The sequence below is a fragment of the Nitrincola alkalilacustris genome (genome assembly GCF_008973755.1).
Taxonomy (GTDB): Bacteria; Pseudomonadota; Gammaproteobacteria; order Pseudomonadales; family Balneatricaceae; genus Nitrincola; species Nitrincola alkalilacustris.
This window is the reverse complement of the sequence record NZ_WBOM01000003.1, coordinates 400824-416655: the sequence shown is the minus strand read 5'-3', so window position 1 is coordinate 416655 and position 15832 is coordinate 400824. Positions and strand designations below refer to the sequence as shown.

16 protein-coding genes are annotated in these 15832 nt (G+C 51.5%); 3 read left to right on the top strand and 13 right to left on the bottom strand.

Annotated elements, in window-relative coordinates; genetic code table 11:
- Positions 1-5: 5 nt before the first annotated feature.
- The gene (locus F7R27_RS07405; RefSeq protein ID WP_240776281.1) at positions 6-1454 is read right to left on the bottom strand and encodes a TrkH family potassium uptake protein; all 1449 of its coding nucleotides are present in this window, start codon (positions 1452-1454) and stop codon (positions 6-8) included.
- A gap of 218 nt (positions 1455-1672) precedes the next feature.
- Between F7R27_RS07405 and F7R27_RS07400 the strand changes: the two genes are divergently transcribed.
- Positions 1673-2923, top strand: coding sequence for an MFS transporter (locus F7R27_RS07400; protein ID WP_240776280.1), 1251 nt, complete (start codon positions 1673-1675; stop codon positions 2921-2923).
- Positions 2924-2969: 46 nt separating this feature from the next.
- On the opposite strand, the gene F7R27_RS07395 is transcribed toward F7R27_RS07400, so the two are convergent.
- The 5 genes from F7R27_RS07395 to F7R27_RS07375 form a co-directional block, all read right to left on the bottom strand.
- Positions 2970-4145, bottom strand: a complete 1176-nt coding sequence (locus tag F7R27_RS07395) for a PQQ-dependent sugar dehydrogenase (RefSeq protein ID WP_151703584.1) — start codon at positions 4143-4145, stop codon at positions 2970-2972.
- 119 nt (positions 4146-4264) lie between these two features.
- On the bottom strand, positions 4265-6493 hold the full coding sequence (locus F7R27_RS07390; protein ID WP_151703583.1) for a bifunctional diguanylate cyclase/phosphodiesterase: 2229 nt from the start codon (positions 6491-6493) through the stop codon (positions 4265-4267).
- 12 nt (positions 6494-6505) lie between these two features.
- Positions 6506-8017 (bottom strand): sensor histidine kinase, encoded by a 1512-nt coding sequence (locus F7R27_RS07385; RefSeq protein ID WP_151703582.1) that lies wholly within the window; start codon positions 8015-8017, stop codon positions 6506-6508.
- Positions 8018-8066: 49 nt separating this feature from the next.
- On the bottom strand, positions 8067-8819 hold the full coding sequence (locus tag F7R27_RS07380) for a substrate-binding periplasmic protein (protein ID WP_168927453.1): 753 nt from the start codon (positions 8817-8819) through the stop codon (positions 8067-8069).
- Between the two features lie 135 nt (positions 8820-8954).
- On the bottom strand, positions 8955-9479 hold the full coding sequence (locus F7R27_RS07375; protein ID WP_151703580.1) for a TlpA family protein disulfide reductase: 525 nt from the start codon (positions 9477-9479) through the stop codon (positions 8955-8957).
- 93 nt (positions 9480-9572) lie between these two features.
- On the opposite strand from F7R27_RS07375, the gene F7R27_RS07370 reads away from it, so the two are divergent.
- The gene (locus F7R27_RS07370; protein ID WP_151703579.1) at positions 9573-10187 is read left to right on the top strand and encodes an SCO family protein; all 615 of its coding nucleotides are present in this window, start codon (positions 9573-9575) and stop codon (positions 10185-10187) included.
- A 10-nt stretch (positions 10188-10197) separates the two neighbouring features.
- On the opposite strand, the gene F7R27_RS07365 is transcribed toward F7R27_RS07370, so the two are convergent.
- The 5 genes from F7R27_RS07365 to F7R27_RS07345 all read right to left on the bottom strand — a co-directional run bounded on the left by F7R27_RS07365 (position 10198) and on the right by F7R27_RS07345 (position 14208).
- Positions 10198-10800, bottom strand: a complete 603-nt coding sequence (locus tag F7R27_RS07365) for a Yip1 family protein (RefSeq protein WP_151703578.1) — start codon at positions 10798-10800, stop codon at positions 10198-10200.
- 100 nt (positions 10801-10900) lie between these two features.
- Positions 10901-11815: a heme o synthase gene (gene cyoE, locus F7R27_RS07360; protein ID WP_151703577.1), complete on the bottom strand. Its 915-nt coding sequence runs from the start codon at positions 11813-11815 to the stop codon at positions 10901-10903.
- A complete protein-coding gene (locus F7R27_RS07355) occupies positions 11808-12866 on the bottom strand; it encodes a COX15/CtaA family protein (RefSeq protein ID WP_151703576.1) in 1059 nt (352 codons plus the stop codon). Before F7R27_RS07355 ends, cyoE begins: the two co-directional genes overlap by 8 nt.
- 100 nt (positions 12867-12966) lie before the next feature.
- Complete coding sequence (locus F7R27_RS07350; protein WP_240776279.1) at positions 12967-13464, bottom strand: hypothetical protein; 498 nt, start codon at positions 13462-13464, stop codon at positions 12967-12969.
- Between the two features lie 18 nt (positions 13465-13482).
- Positions 13483-14208 carry an SURF1 family protein gene (locus F7R27_RS07345; protein ID WP_151703574.1) on the bottom strand — a complete coding sequence of 242 codons (726 nt, stop codon included), beginning with the start codon at positions 14206-14208 and terminating at the stop codon, positions 13483-13485.
- Here F7R27_RS07345 and F7R27_RS07340 point away from each other — a divergent pair.
- Positions 14207-14395, top strand: a complete 189-nt coding sequence (locus tag F7R27_RS07340) for a DUF2909 family protein (protein ID WP_151703573.1) — start codon at positions 14207-14209, stop codon at positions 14393-14395. The genes F7R27_RS07345 and F7R27_RS07340 overlap by 2 nt on opposite strands.
- Before the next feature lie 6 nt (positions 14396-14401).
- On the opposite strand, the gene F7R27_RS07335 is transcribed toward F7R27_RS07340, so the two are convergent.
- Both F7R27_RS07335 and F7R27_RS07330 read right to left on the bottom strand, forming a co-directional pair.
- Positions 14402-15259: a cytochrome c oxidase subunit 3 gene (locus F7R27_RS07335; RefSeq protein WP_151703572.1), complete on the bottom strand. Its 858-nt coding sequence runs from the start codon at positions 15257-15259 to the stop codon at positions 14402-14404.
- The gene (locus F7R27_RS07330) at positions 15252-15821 is read right to left on the bottom strand and encodes a cytochrome c oxidase assembly protein (RefSeq protein WP_151703571.1); all 570 of its coding nucleotides are present in this window, start codon (positions 15819-15821) and stop codon (positions 15252-15254) included. Before F7R27_RS07330 ends, F7R27_RS07335 begins: the two co-directional genes overlap by 8 nt.
- Positions 15822-15832: the final 11 nt, after the last annotated feature.

The following is a 15832-nucleotide window of genomic DNA, read 5'->3' as shown; positions in this document are numbered from 1 at the left end:
ACGTATTATCCTCGCCAGAACATGGGAGTGAACAGCACCATAACGGTCAGCAACTCCAGTCTGCCCAGTATCATGGCAAATGCCAGCAGCCACTTGGCACCATCAGGCAGTGGCTGAAAATTACCGGCTGGGCCAATGATATCTCCGAGCCCGGGGCCTACATTGGTCAACGCAGTTGCAGCACCACTCAAGCTGGTGATGAAATCCAAACCAAACATAGAGAGCAACGAGGTGATGACGCCAAGTGCAACAAAGAACATGAAGGAGAAAGCCACCGCGGAGAGCATGATATCATCCTGCACCACCTTTTGATTATAGCGAATCGAGAATACGCCACTGGGGTGTATTAACTTGTGTATCTGGCTTTTCAGGAACATCGAACTGAGCTGAAACCGAAAAATTTTCATCCCGCCACTGGTGGACCCGGAGCAACCACCAATAAATGTCGCCAGAAAGAACAGCACGAAACTGAATGTGCCCCAGCTACTGTAATCTGCCGAGGCATACCCGGTCGTCGTGATGACAGACATCAGATTGAAGACTGACTGAGTCAGTGCATCAAATGCATCCTCTTTGTTGTAAAGGATCAGGAACAGCGTCTGACTGAGAGCCAGAGTTGCCACTATCAGTACAAACCCCCTTGCCTGCTGATCTTTGAGCCGCACCAGTGAGGGCTTCCTCAGGAATCCGATGATCATCACAAAGGGTAATGCCCCCAGTAACATGAACAGGATCGAAATCCACAGTATCGTGGGACTGAAGCGCCCCATTGAACGATCATCAGTGGCATATCCACCTGTAGAAACGGTAGTCATCGCATGGTTGACGGCATCAAACGGCGTCATTCCGGCCAGCCAATAGCTAGTCGTGCATGCCAATGTCAGGGCCAGGTAGGTCAGCAGTAATGCACGCGCCAGATCCTGCAGACGTGGCAAGGATTTATCAGACCAGTCTGAAGACTCTGTCTGAAACAGACGCATACCTCCGACCTGCAGAAATGGCAGTATTGATACAGCCATTCCGATAACACCAAGCCCTCCCAGCCACTGCAGTAAAGAACGCCACAGCAGGAGGCTTTCGGGAAGGGTTTCAAGCCCGCTGATAACAGTTGAGCCCGTCGTTGTGATGCCTGAGACGGCTTCGAATATAGAATCGGTGACGGTCAACGGATAGTGACTGAAATAGAATGGCAATGCCCCTGCCAGTGACATGATCACCCAACTGAAGGTCGTCAGTAGATAAAGCTGCCTTGAAACCAGCTGAAACCGCCGTGTATGAAAGATCACCGTCAGCAGAGCGCCTGTGACAAAAACGGCACAGGACGACACCAGAAATACCCTGAACTCGGAATCTCCAGTTAAACCGGCAAACAGTGTCACACCCGCCATCAATACTGACATGCACAACAGCAATACCCCATAGACAAACAGCAACGGACGAAACAGTTTGAACACAGCTGAACTCCAACCTGAAGGAAGTATCATTATCCCGTCAGTTGGCATAAACAAACGATTCGAGAAACCGGCAGCTATGATAAAAATTGTGTAAACATTGGCTTGATCGGTATAGGCTCAACAGAACAGTTAGCACTGATTTGGGATGAATCTGTACCTTGTAACCAAATTAGTAATCCCTTAAGTTGTGCGCTTGCCTAACTGAACAGGAATCGGCTGTGAATCTGAATCTGCGCTTTTTTCTGCATGTTTTCATGCCCTTCGCAATGGGTTATTACCTTTCCTATTTTTTCCGTGTTGTGAATGGCGTCATCGCTGAACCTGTCGCACTGGAACTGGGACTGGGTCCTGCGTCACTGGGCTGGATCGGCAGTGCCTATTTCCTGTTTTTTGCATCATCACAGCTACCACTGGGTGTGTTGCTCGACCGCTATGATACGCGCAAGGTTGCCTCCTATATTCTGATCATTGCCGCCATAGGCTCGCTGACATTTGCTTTCGCCCAGAGTGCGTTGATGCTCTGGCTGGGAAGAGGTCTGATCGGGCTGGGCGTCTCAGCCTGTCTGATGGCTGCATTCAGAGCCTATGCCGCATTGCTGCCGCCCGAACGCCTGCCGTTGGTAAACGGTCTGCAGTTGGCTTCCGGTGGTCTCGGCGCACTCACAGCTACGCTGCCGGTGGAGTTGATGCTGCCTTTAATTGGATGGCGTGGTCTGTTTATCGGACTGGCTGTGCTGAGCCTGCTGCTGGCAGTATTTGTGCGCTTTCGTGTGCCGCCTATCCTACCCACCACTGACAAACCGGTCGCCCTGTCGATTCAGATCAAAGAGAGTCTGGCAATTTTCAGACACCCGCTGTTTCTGCGCATTGCACCTGCCAGCGTTATTAATCAGTCGCTCTATGTAGCCCTGTTGAGTCTCTGGGCTGCGATCTGGCTCAGACAGGTCGATGGTTACAGCCAGGCTGCCACAGCTGATCTGCTGCTCTGGTCTGCGGCAGGCATGGTGGTCGGATTCCTGACCCTTGGTTGGCTGGCATCGCGACTGCAATCACTGGGTATCTCGACCTCACTGGTCAGTATCATCTGCATGGTACTGTTTTTGATCCTGCTGGTGCTGGTGCTGGTTCGCGCTCAGGTCCCTGCGATCCCTCTGTGGTTCCTACTGGGTCTGTTCAGTACCGCAGGTGCACTGATGTATGCTGCACTGTCACAGGGTTTCCCAAAATCTCTGTCCGGGCGGGTCAACACAGCGCTGAACCTGATGGTGTTTATCAGTGCGTTTCTGCTGCAGTGGCTGATCGGGGTGATGGTGAGCTTCTGGCAGCCACTGGAAAATGGCTTCTATCCTGTGCAGGCTTATCAGGTCAGTATCGGTATCTGTGCTGCCGTTCAGGCGCTGGCACTGGTGTGGTATTTTGTCGGACATCGCGGCCGTGCAAAAAAGCATGATGTCAACACTGCGGCCTGATCGACGATCGGCACTTACTCATAGCTGAGAAGTGCCGGTACACTGCTTACTCCGCGGCGGGTAAGATCCTCACCACCTGTCCGGGATTCTCATCCGTCAACAGCCAGAGATAACCATCCGGTCCCTGGCGGATATCCCGTATTCGCTGCCCGAACTCCTGCAGAAAGCGCTCCTCTTCATGCAGTTGATACCCCTCGTCGGTTTCAGTCACCGATACTCTTGATACCAACCGATCGCGCAGTGCGCCAGAAAAAATCTGCCCCTGCCAGAGCGGAAAGTCCGAGCCTGTATAAAAAGTCATGCCACTGGGAGCAATCGAGGGTGTCCAGTGCAATAGGGGCGACTCCATTCCCGGCAGTTCGGTATGAGGTGTGATGCTGAAGCCCGAGTAATTGACACCGTGGGTTACCTCAGGCCAACCATAGTTGAGACCTGACCGAATCAGGTTGATCTCATCACCACCACGTGGGCCATGCTCATTGGACCAGACCTCTCCCGTCTGAGGATGGATTGTGAGCCCCTGAGGATTACGGTTACCCCAGGTGAAAATCTCATCACGTACCTGCGCCTGATCAACAAAAGGATTATCTTCAGGAACAGAACCATCATCATGCAATCTGATGATGCTGCCAGCATGATCGGCAGGATCCTGGGCACGCGCCATTTCCCCTCGGTCGCCTACGCTGATATACAGATAGCCATCGGGGTCGAATACCAATCTACCGGCAAAATGTCGACCTCCGCTGGAGCGTGGAAGCGCTTCGAAGATGGGTTCAACCTCCTGCAACTGACCAGACTCGTATCGCGCTCTGGCGACACGCGTGGTCATACCATCCGAGGTTTGGTCAGAATAGGAAAAATAGAGCAGTTGGTTGTCGGCAAACGCGGGATGCAGTGCCAGATCCAGCAGACCACCCTGACCACTGGCGGCCACATCAGGCAAACCAGCAACCGGCTCTGCCAGCAGCTCTCCATCAACGATGCGCCTTAATCGCCCCGGGCGCTCGGTCACCAGCATCTCGCCATCAGGCAGAAAGGCGATTGACCAGGGATGCTCAAGATTCCCGGCAACTATCTCAAGAGCAAGGCTGTAGTGCTGTGTATCTATAGGAACTGTGTCACGGGCATGGGCCAGAACACTGGCGGTAAGCGTGATTACAGCGAAAGATCCGGTAAGCGCGGAAACGACATGCTTCAGTCGGCGGTGGGTTGTTTGCGGCATTCGTTCACCTCCTCTGTCTCTGGTCGGCAGACCGATTAGATGTAAAAGGTGTAGACCGAAACAACCATGGTTCGTTCAGACTGAACCGTCTGTATAAGCTAAGTGGCTGTTGCGGTAAATTATTTCTTCTTGAGGAAGTCGATGAACTGGGCTGAATCGAGTGGACGAGAGTAAAAATATCCCTGTGCTTCATCACAACCCAGTGCAATCAGCATCGCCTCTTCCACCTCACTTTCCACACCTTCAGCGATAACCTTGAGATTCACCAGATGTCCCATTTTTATCATCAGATCGGCCAGTGCTTTATCCTGCTCACCAACCGTAATCTTGTTGGTGAAAGCGCGGTCTATTTTCAGACGATCAATCGGGAGTTGGCGGAGATAGCTCAAGGATGAATAACCAGTGCCGAAGTCATCCATTGCTACTTGAATATTACGGCTGCGAATCGCATTCAGAATATCGATCAGCGCCTCGTGATCCTCCATCACCATCGACTCGGTGATCTCCAGCTCAAGACAGTGCGGATTGATGGCTGTCCTGAGAAGTACATCATCCAGCATTTTGAGGAAATCAGCATCTTTCAACTGACGGATCGATACATTCACTGCCATGCGAATCGATTGACCTGTTTCCTCAGCCCACAGTACCTGCTGACGGCAGGCTTCTTCCAGTACCCAGGCGCCCATGGAGACGATATGACCGGATGTTTCTGCAGCCGGAATAAACAGATCGGGCGGAACCAGCTCGCCATCACGCTGCCAGCGCAAAAGGGCCTCGACACCAACCACCTTGCGATCCACCAGGGACACCTGAGGCTGGAAGTGCAAAATAAGTTGATTGCGCTCAACGCTGTGACGCAGCTCCAGGGCTATCTGAAGACGTTGCTGCAGCTCCTGCTCAAACTCGGTACCAAAAATGCTGAAGGATGCACGCTGTGTTCGCTTGGAGTGTTTCAGCGCAATACCGGCATTTTGCAGCAGGGTTTCAGCATCCTTACCGTGTGTAGGGTAAAGTGCGATCCCTATTGTCAGGCTGACAGGCACCTCGTTACCGGCAATCGAAAAACCATGAGCCAATGACTCATTAAGCTTGTTGGCCTGTATCGATAGGTCAGACTCATCAATACCTGGTAGTAGAATACAGAAGTTATCGGCAGAGATACGCCCCATCAGGCATTCATCGCCAAAAAAACTGCGCAGGTGCTGCGCGGTCTTGACCAGTGTTTTGTCACCGATGGTGTGGCCCAGGCCATCATTCACTGCCTGGAAGTTATCAATATCGGCAAGCACCAGACTGAACGGCTTATTGCTCTGCATCAGCTTGCCCAGCTTGAACAGGAATCCAGTACGATTCGGCAACCCTGTCAGCGAGTCGATATAGGCAAGATGCTCCACGCGCTCAAACAGTCTGGCATTATCAAAACCGACAGAAATATGAACCGAGAAAAGCTCAATCAATCGTACATCCAGTTCACTCATGGGGCGACTGGTTTCAACCCTGACAACCAGTTCATCATCATGTGGTGAGAGCAGATAAAGCACAACATGAGTTTCATCAATCAGGTGCTGACGTGTTTTCAGAACCTGTTTCACCTCAGTCTTCAGAACTTCGTCCTGCAGCCTGTCGATACTTGAACCGGCATAGGGCTCAAAGCGCCCGAAAGCTGCAACGACTTTGATCTCATGATCAACGGAATCCTCATGGCAGCACATGAAACCGTTGCGATTGATCTGAAGCAAACTGCACAACTGCAACAATACACCACGGGAAAAGGTATCAACAGCTCTCTCTTTGAACAGTTCAGAAGCACCATCAATGATCATTGCCAAACCTTGTCGGTTAGCATTGATCATTTCCAGCTGCTGGTAGGAACGTATCGCAGAAATCAGTGTTGTAATCAGGCGGTTGCTGGTCAGCTCGCTTTTTGATTTGTAGTCATTGATATCATACTGCTGGATCACATCCAGTTCCGGGGCATAACCCGGCTGACCTGTGCGAAGAATGATACGGCTCGACAGCTCATGGATGGTTTCCCGAATATAACTGACAAGTTTCAGGCCAGCATCCTCAGACTCCATCACTACATCGAGCAAAATACAGGCAAAACGGGGGCCCTTCTGGAGCATCTCTCTGGCTTCAGCGGCAGAATAGGCACTTGAGAACTCAACGGGTCTGCCGAGAATCTTGAAGTCGGCTAACGCAAAACGAGTAGCGTCATGCACATGAGGCTCATCATCGACAATAAGGACATGCCAACATGGGCCATCGCCCTCTACAGACTCAAACCCATCCAGGTCCTCATCTGCAAAAATCAACAGATCATCATCTTGTGCGTGATGGTTACCCATAGCTACCCTTAATTAAGCATCAGCCAATACTCGCACCGGTATCCTGAACAGAAGCTTCAGCCCCTTACCAGGTGCACTATCAAGTTCGACCGAACCGCGTAGTACCGTATTAACCAAGTTGAACACAATATGCAGACCAAGACCAGATCCACCTCGCCCCATTTTGGTCGTAAAAAATGGATCAAACGCCTTTTTTAGTTCAGCAGCACTCATACCTATGCCATCATCACTGATCTCAAGCATAACATCATGTTCACCATTTCGCCTTGCCGAAATCGTGATACACCCCTGCTCACGCCCATCAAATCCGTGAATCAATGAATTATTGAAACAGTTGGTGATAATCTGCCCCAGTGGGCCTGGAAAACTATCCAGTTCAATACCTTCCGGCACATCCACCTCAACATGAAACTGAGTATGTTTGATACGTGGTCTGAGCGTATAAATCACCTCATCTACCACTTCCCTGAGGTCGAAGCGCCGCTGCTGTGTACTGGTCTGATCAACAGCCACCTGCTTGAAATTGCTGATCTGTTCTGCTGCCATATCAAGGCTGGAATCAAGAATACGGATCGCCTCATCAAGTGACGCCAGAAATTTATCCAGACTTGAACGCTTGAGCGAACCCGACTCAAGCTCTTGATGAAACAGCTTCAACTTTAATCCCAGAGCTGTCACTACGGTGCGGCTATTGCCGACTGGAGTATTGATTTCATGTGCGATCCCGGCAACCAGCCGCCCAAGAGATGCCAGTTTCTCGGTCTGGATCAGCATGTCCTGAGCTTCTTTGAGGCTTGCCAGCGCTTGCTCAGCCTCATCCTTGGCTTCAGACAATTGCCGCTCAGTTTGGGCCTGCAGATGAAGAGTCGCATTGTACTCGTTGATCAGCAACCCCAGCTCATCACGAGAGTGCCAATCTACCGGCAAACGCTTACCTGTGTTCTGATAATGCCTCAGGGACTCAGAAAAGCTGTTCAATGGATGAAGAATTGTCCAGCGAAAAGCCAGAGCGGTAGTTGTTACCAAAGCCATGAAGAGTATCGCCACCAGCAGCGCAAGCCCCCATAGCTGGCTTGTGATATCCTGCAGGCTGCTTCGAATGTCAGCATATATGCCAACCGTGCCCAATGCATGATCGCCGCGTGGACCAGAGTAAACAATCGTGCTGGAAAAGTGATTCCAGTCAGTTTCGATTTCATCACACCTGCCCACCTGCAGCGGCGGCGATGTCAGTACTCCCCCGGAAGCATGCTCAAGAATCACACAGGCGATTGTCGGATCCTCAAGTGTTGTTTCCAGAATGTTTTCCGATACGGAGTGTGCCAACTGCCAGACAGGTTCGGTAAGCAGCCGCGACAGATTGTTGACTTTTTGCTGTGCCAGATGGCGATTAACCTCCTGAGCCTTTTCCAGCTCAAGCCAGGCCAGTACGGCCAGAAATACTGCAGAAGCAATAAACAATACTGGCAGAACCTTGGACAGGAAGCGCTTACTGAGCGATGTCTGGATCAATCTCTTTAACATTTACAGCTTGTCCGCATCACAGGTTCAACTCCTTGTATGGATTACATAACTAATATCGAGTCTGTTCTCGCCAGTGAGCATGCGCCCTCTCAAGAAACAGCGGCATCAACTCTTCATCCTGAAGCTTCAGCAACGCCTCAGATAACTTCTCTTTCAACTCATCCTGATTGCAGTCAGACAATCTGGAAATGGTCAGGTACAGATTCTGACTGGTGATAGCGACAGGCAAAAGTTTCAGGTTTTGAATGTTCAGTTGCTCTGCATAGGCTTTACCCGGGTTATCTTCATAGATCAGATAGTCCACCCGAGATTCAGCTACCAGATTCAGCGCCTGGCCAAGGCTACCTACCTCCATGATAGAGAGCTCTTTTCGCGCGAAGGTGTCAAAATCCTGCCCGAAACTGTTATTGATGACGGTAACACCCTGATAGGATTTGAGATCAGCCCATTCCCGATAGTCGATATCGGCATCTGCTCGGACCCACACGGCAGTTCTGGTACCCTGAAATTCAGGATATAAGTAATCCATCCACTCACTTCTGGCTTCGGTATAAAAAGCGCCTGCAATCAGATCAATACGACCCGCTGAAACCTCCTCCTGAGTGCGCCCCCAAGGGCCACTGTAAAAAAGATCTATTTCGATCCCCAGCTCATTGGCGACAAATTCGATCATCTGAGCATTTGCCCCGATCAAACGCTGAGGATCAGCACGATCGCGCCACAGGTAGGGAGGGTATTCGGGGTTACCGCTGGCGGTTAATCGAGTACAGGCCTCCTCAGCAACGGCTGTTGTTATCATCATTGAGGACATCAACGAAAACAGAAAAAGACTAATGCTCCATGAGCTAGATCTTTTCATCGTAACTGAATTCTCCCGGGTAACCATCATCAGGATATCGTCTCAGCAGTCTAGTGTAAGTGACAAGCAATTGACAAGTCAGGATTTTCTGCCATCAAACTCAGTATGAAGCCGGAGAAAAGCATCAAGCTGTTCAGCTGTCACTTCACCTAGATGCTCATCCACCAGCACACCCTCAGCAGAATAGAAAAGTGTAGTCGGCAAACCTCTTATCTCGAGTGCTTGAAGGCTCTGTTGCCGAGGATCAAGCAACATATTACGGAAGTTAATACCGGCACTCTCCAGATAAGACTCTATCACTGGAACGGTCTCCCCCTGATTGATCAGAATCACATCAACATAGGGCAGTTCATCATATTGGCTCAGCAGTGGCATCTCTCTGATACAGGGCGGGCACCAGGTAGCCCAGAAATTAATGATCAAAGGTTTCCCCTTGAACTGATCCAGCTGCACTGACTGCCCCTCAATGCTGGCCAACATGATCCCTTCGGGCAGCGACTTGCCCTCGCTCTTGTATACCATCAAAGAGGAGAGTCCGATCACCATCACCACCAGCGCGAGCAGCCACCAGCGTATTGATTTATAAGTCGTGGCACGAATCATTATTCACCTTGAGATCTCTCACTATCATTTATACAGTCTTAATACGCTATCATGCATATCTCGGATTAATACAACACAAAAGAAGGACTCAATGTGAAATCCAACTCGATCATTCTGCTCTCAGTGCTGGCTGGGCTGGCGCTGGCCGGTACGGTATATACACTGACCAAACCGGATTCTGCACCACAGTCATCGCAGGAGTTGTCAGCAGGTATTCAGCTTGGTGGCCCTTTTACACTCCAGTCAGCCAACGGCTCTGTCAGTCTGTCTGATTTCGACAACAAACTGATTCTGATTTTCTTCGGTTTCACCTCCTGCCCCGATGTATGCCCGGCTTCGCTCATGACAACAGCAGCCAGTCTCAAGCGCCTTGACCCGGAGCAAAGAGCGCGTATCCAGCCCCTGTTCATTACCGTAGATCCGGAGAGGGATACGGCAGACTATCTGGCCGAGTATGTCACTTTTTTTGATGAGCAGTTCATCGGACTGACCGGAGCACTGAATGAAATCGAGAGTATCACTCGACAATATGGAGCTTTTTTCAGAAAAGTCATGCTGGACTCCGCTCTGGAATACACTATGGATCATTCAGCACAAACCTATCTGGTCAATAGTCGAGGAGAGGTGTTGGCTCTGGTTCATCACAGTCATGATCCAGAGCCGCTTGCAAACACCCTTATCAGCCTGCTGAACAGCAGCCGACTCTAGTCAGTAGAGTCTAGTTGGTAAACGCTGGTGCGATACCAAGATCCCACAGGATGACGGTTGAGACCAGCATGCTGACCAGCACGACCATACCGACAGTCAGTATTGAGGTGGAGAACATGAAACCCTGGTCCTGGGGAATATTCATCAGTTCAGGTACACCTGAATACAGAAGGTAAACTGTATAGGCTAGTGCGACGAGTCCCACTCCGACAACAAACCAGAGCATTGGCCAGAGGCCTGTTATGCCTGCCAGCAACAAGGGAGCCGCTGTACAGGTTGCCAGTACCATGCAATGCTCCAGATCAGAGTCGGCACCATAGGTTTTTTCCATCCAGTGAATGACATGAGCGATGAAACCCACGCCGACCAGTAACGCAAAGTAGAACACTATGGCAATCATGAGGGCGCTGCCTACAGTCAGCTTGACATAATCGCCGTTGCCGAAACTCCAACCTATCTGGGTAGTCCCGAAGAAGAAGCTGACCGGTGCTATCGCACAAAGCCACAATAGAACATGGGTATAGCATTCAATAACCGTATATTTTCGCTCTCGAATCTTGGTCCACACATCTTTCTGATGAAACATTACGCCGCACATTTGCTGAAATAACATATGTCATCTCCTTGGTATACATGTCTACCCGGTTATAGGGTTCGTTGACACTGTTGTTTTTATTGTTATCAGGAAACGCGTCGTCCTCCCTTCTCTTATATTAGTAGAAAAAATAATGATCGAGTAAAAGCAAACCAAAAAGATAGAGAATATAGCGAATCGAGAACCAGAAGGCTGACAGAGGTGCCGTGACATCCTGTGTTCTCCAGATCCTCCAGTTCCAGTACATGAAACGTGCATTCAATCCCAGAACACCCACCAGGTAGATCCAGCCACTCATGCCGGTCGCAAAAGGCAGTAGTGTGGCCGCCACAGTCAACCAGCCATAGAGCCAGATCTGTAATCGCGTGAACTCAGTGCCATGTGTGACAGGCAGCATTGGCACACCCGCTTTGGCGTACTCTTCACGCTTGTGGATAGCGAGTGCCCAGAAATGTGGTGGCGTCCAGGCAAAGATTATCAGAACCAACAACAGTGCATCGGCGTGCAGATGACCGGTGACAGCTGTCCAGCCAAGCAGTGGTGGTGCAGCCCCCGCCAATCCACCAATGGTAATATTCTGAGGAGTGGCACGCTTGAGAAAAGCGGTATACACCACGGCATAGCCGAGCAGAGCTGCAGCTGTCAGCATCGATGTCAGTGGGTTCACTTCAAACCAGAGCAACACCAACCCTGCAATCGACAAGCCGGCTGCATAGGTAGCAGCCTGCCAGCTTTTCAATCGCCCTTCAGCCACAGGGCGACGCGAAGTACGCAGCATCATCTGATCCAGACGCTGATCCAGCAGATGGTTGAAGGCAGCTGCTCCCATTGAGGCCAGACCGATGCCCATCAGACCGAACACCACCTTGTCGATCGCCGGCATGCCGGGGACAGCCAGCGCCATACCCACAAGAGCACAGACCAGCATCACCAGAACAACTCGTGGCTTGCCCAGCTCAAAAAAATCTTTCGCGATGCCCAGTAATGCACCGGGATCAAACTTACGCGAAATCACCAGCTCTGAATTACGCATGGGCCACCTTTTTATAGATCATTGAGGACATGGACGACTGAATTGCACCCAGGCGCCACCCGGCGTTGAGCAAAATCAGTAACAGCAGTGCCGCCCCCGCCGTATGCAGCAGTGCCACGGAAAGAGGTAGTGAAAAGAGTACGAGAATAATACCCAGTGATATCTGAACAGCATAGACAACCAGCGCACTGAGCAAGGCTCCTCTGGCTTTGCGCTGATGACGGTAAGAGATGAACAGCAGAAACAGTGCAACACCCAACGCCAGCGCGCCCAGGCGATGAGTATAGTGGATCGCAGTTCGGGCCCCTGCATGCAACTGGCCATGCAGATAGTTGGGCCCGACCTCCTGAGTCAGGTGAAAACCTTCATCAAAATCCATGTAGGAAGGCCACCACTCCTGATTGCAAGTCGGGAAACCGGTACAGGCAATACCGGCATAATTACTTGATGTCCACCCGCCCAAGGCCACCTGTCCGACTAGAACCAGCCCAACCAGCCACCACAAAACAGGTGGCCTGCGACGTTGAACCTGCCCCTTGAGGCAGCCAGCCAGACGCAGATAGAGCCAGAAAAAAATGCCAAGAACAGAAAAACCGCCCAGAAGATGAAGGGTCACTACCTGAGGCCAGAGTTTGAGCGTGACGGTCCAGGCACCGAAAGCACCCTGAAGACAGATCACCAGCAACAGCATGAAGCTTGCAAATACCGGGTAGCCCTCCACACGGTGCATACGCCAGGCCATCCAGGTCAGTGTCAGTGCCACCAGCCCAAGCCCACTGGCAATGTAGCGATGGAACATTTCCACCCAGGCCTTGAAGGGTTCAAGAGGAATATCCGGCGCAAAATCGGCAGCGCGATCCGCGCTCGGTACAACCAGGGAGCCGTAGCAGCCCGGCCAGTCGGGACAACCAAGCCCGGCATCGGACAAGCGTGTCCAGACACCTACGAGGATGACTATGAACGTAAAACCTACCCCGGCTGCGGCAATACGTGCTGCTCGCCTTATCGAGGCTGTCGGGGTGAGCTGACTGCTGGAAAAGCCTGAGCCCATGTATAAACCTCATTACTCTATTTATTATTGTTATTCAGCCTGATAGCAGACACACTAGTGATAAACCAGAAAGGTTTTCGCTGCAAGCAGGATTTCATATTTATCGCACCGGATTTCGTTTCAGGAGGTGCTCGAGGTCCTTATGCACATCCTTGGCGTCAACATAGGGCGCATAACGTGTCACGATATTCCCCTGAGGATCAACCAGCCACACCTGAGCATCCGCCACCCATTCAGGTCGCTCAGTCAACCAGGACAACTGCCGCTCACCAGGTAAGGCGTCCTGATCTCCACCCAGTCGCAGGCGATAGACACGTTCTGCATTTCGGCCCAGCGCCCGATGCATCCGCCACCACTTATCAGCCTCGGCCTGGCAACGTTCCTCACAGATATCGGATGCCGCCCATACCAGCCACCAGTCATCGCTCTCTTGCCACTCGATTGGCCATTGCGTCAAAGGAGGCAGTGCCGGGCTCAACTCCCCTCTTGCGACATGCTTGTCTGGCAGCCCGATCTGCCAATGCAGCATCGCCCAGGCAACAGGCATGGGCGCCCCCAGAACCAGTATCAACAGTAAAAGCTTAAGCCGACTACTCACGATTAACTCCTGCCACTCTTAATCCTTAAACCATTTCCAATGCCCGATAACCGCCATGACAAGTGCCAACAGCGCAAGACACAACCATTGCAATGCATAAGCTGTATGGCGCTCAGGTGGCATCTGACTTGGCTGCCACCAGGTCGTCAGCAGGCCATCACCAGACTCCTGATGCACCACACCTTCAAACACGTTACCAGATAAGTGTGACCAGGGTGCTATTGAAAGTGACTGCAGACGATTACCCTCCCGATTATCTCCCAGTACAAGCGCCCCCGGCCGGATCTGTTGCCAGCGCCCCCTGACAAGTGACAAGCCAACAGGGGTTGGAACAGACGGCTCAAACTGACGATCAACGCCGGTTACAACAAACCCTCTCTGTATCAACCACCACTGACCTGAATCAGTCAGTAACGGCGTCAAGGCCGCAACGCCTATCTGCCCATTGTGGATGCGGTTATCCAGCCAGAGCGTTTCATCTTCCAGGAAGTAACCTGTAAGCTTTAATCTGGCGAGATTTTCCGGCTCAGTCAAAGGATTCATGTGTATGGGTGCATGCTCCCATGCGGACAGGAGCGCCACCTTTTCGGCCGCCCTGTGCCACTGCCAGTTAGCCAGTAGTAATCCGAGGATCATCAGCGATAGCCAGAAAGCCCACCAGAACAGTAGCTTGATAATCACCTTGACCCGCGTCTGCTTTTCTGGTCGACTGATACGCGACGATTTCACGCCGGAGACACTCATGCTTAAATTCCTTATAGCCCTGGTTTTTCTGGCGATGCTGGCCAGTCTCGCTGCCGGGGCCGGTTTTCTCCTGAAAGATGCATCTGCTTCAAGCCGAGTACTGACATCACTCAAATTACGGGTCGGTCTGGCTGTCACCCTGCTGGCCCTGCTGGTGTATGGTTTCACACAGGGCCAGCTTATTTAGTGCTCTTTAGAACACATAAACAAAAAGGAACAAACCGATCCACACCACATCAACAAAGTGCCAGTACCAGGCACCGGCTTCAAATGCGAAGTGGTTATCAGCCGTAAAGTGCCCCTTCATCACCCTGAACAGCAACACAATCAATACAATGGCACCGATCGTGACATGCAAACCATGAAAACCTGTCAACAGGAAGAAAGTTGAGCCATAGATGCCGGATTGAAGTGTAAGGCCCAACTGAGTCCAGGCCTCGACATACTCAATACCCTGTATGACCAGGAACACCAGCCCGAGAGCTATTGTACCGATCAGCCAATTTTTCAGCTTGGCGCGATTTCCCTCTTTCAACGCATGGTGCGCAATGGTCAACGTCACACTGGAGGTGACCAGCAAGATGGTATTGATCAGTGGCAGCGTCCAGGGATTGATAACCGCATCAGGGCCACCGATACTGGGGTCCGGGGTATTCATCAACGGCCAGCTAGCCGTGAAGTCTGGCCACAACAGAGCGGTTACTCCTTTAGCACCCTCTCCATCCAACCAGGGCAGAGCAAAGACTCTGATGTAAAACAGCGCTCCGAAGAAGGCTGCAAAGAACATCACTTCCGAGAAAATAAACCAGCCCATTCCCTGACGAAACGAACGGTCCATCTGCATATCATACAAGCCGCCCATAGACTCATTTATGACGTCACGGAACCAGCCATACATCACAAAAGCGATACCCGCCAGCCCGATCAAAAGAAACGGCAGACCACTGCCATAAGTCATCAACGAACCAGCACCAAGTGCCGTACAGCCCACCACGATCACGGCTATAATTGGCCATTTGCTGGTAGGTGGAACATAGTATTGACTAGTCATGCAAACCTCCTAGGGCAATCTCCTCGCCCATTGGGTAAAGGGTATAAGCCAGAGTCAGCGTGGCAACATCATCAGGTAAGGCAGGATCAACCTGAAACACCAGTGGCAGCTCAAGGCTCTCACCGCCGGCAAGCCACTGCTCCTGGAAACAGAAGCACTGCATTTTCCTGAAGTGTCTGGCCCCTTGAGAAGGGCTGACACTTGGAACTGCTCGACCTGACAAGCGCTGGTCACTGGTGTTGGTGAAGCGAAAACGTGCCTGCGCCACTTCACCCGGATGTACTGTCACTACCTGATTGATCGCCTCAAGGCGCCAGGGCAGCCCCGGCGCACTGCGTGTTACCAGCTGTACGCGAACCGTGCGGGAAGTGTCTACGCCAGTAGCGCTGATAACCTGAGCAGAGTCGGCCGTCTTACCATTCAGGCCGGTGATTTCACAAAACACATCGTAAAGTGGCACCAGTGCGATGGTGAACCCCACCATCGCCACCAATGCAAACAATGTATTCCTGACCGTCCTCTTGACTCCGCTGCTGTTATCAGTGCTCTGATGTACAGTCATTTCTCCCCTCT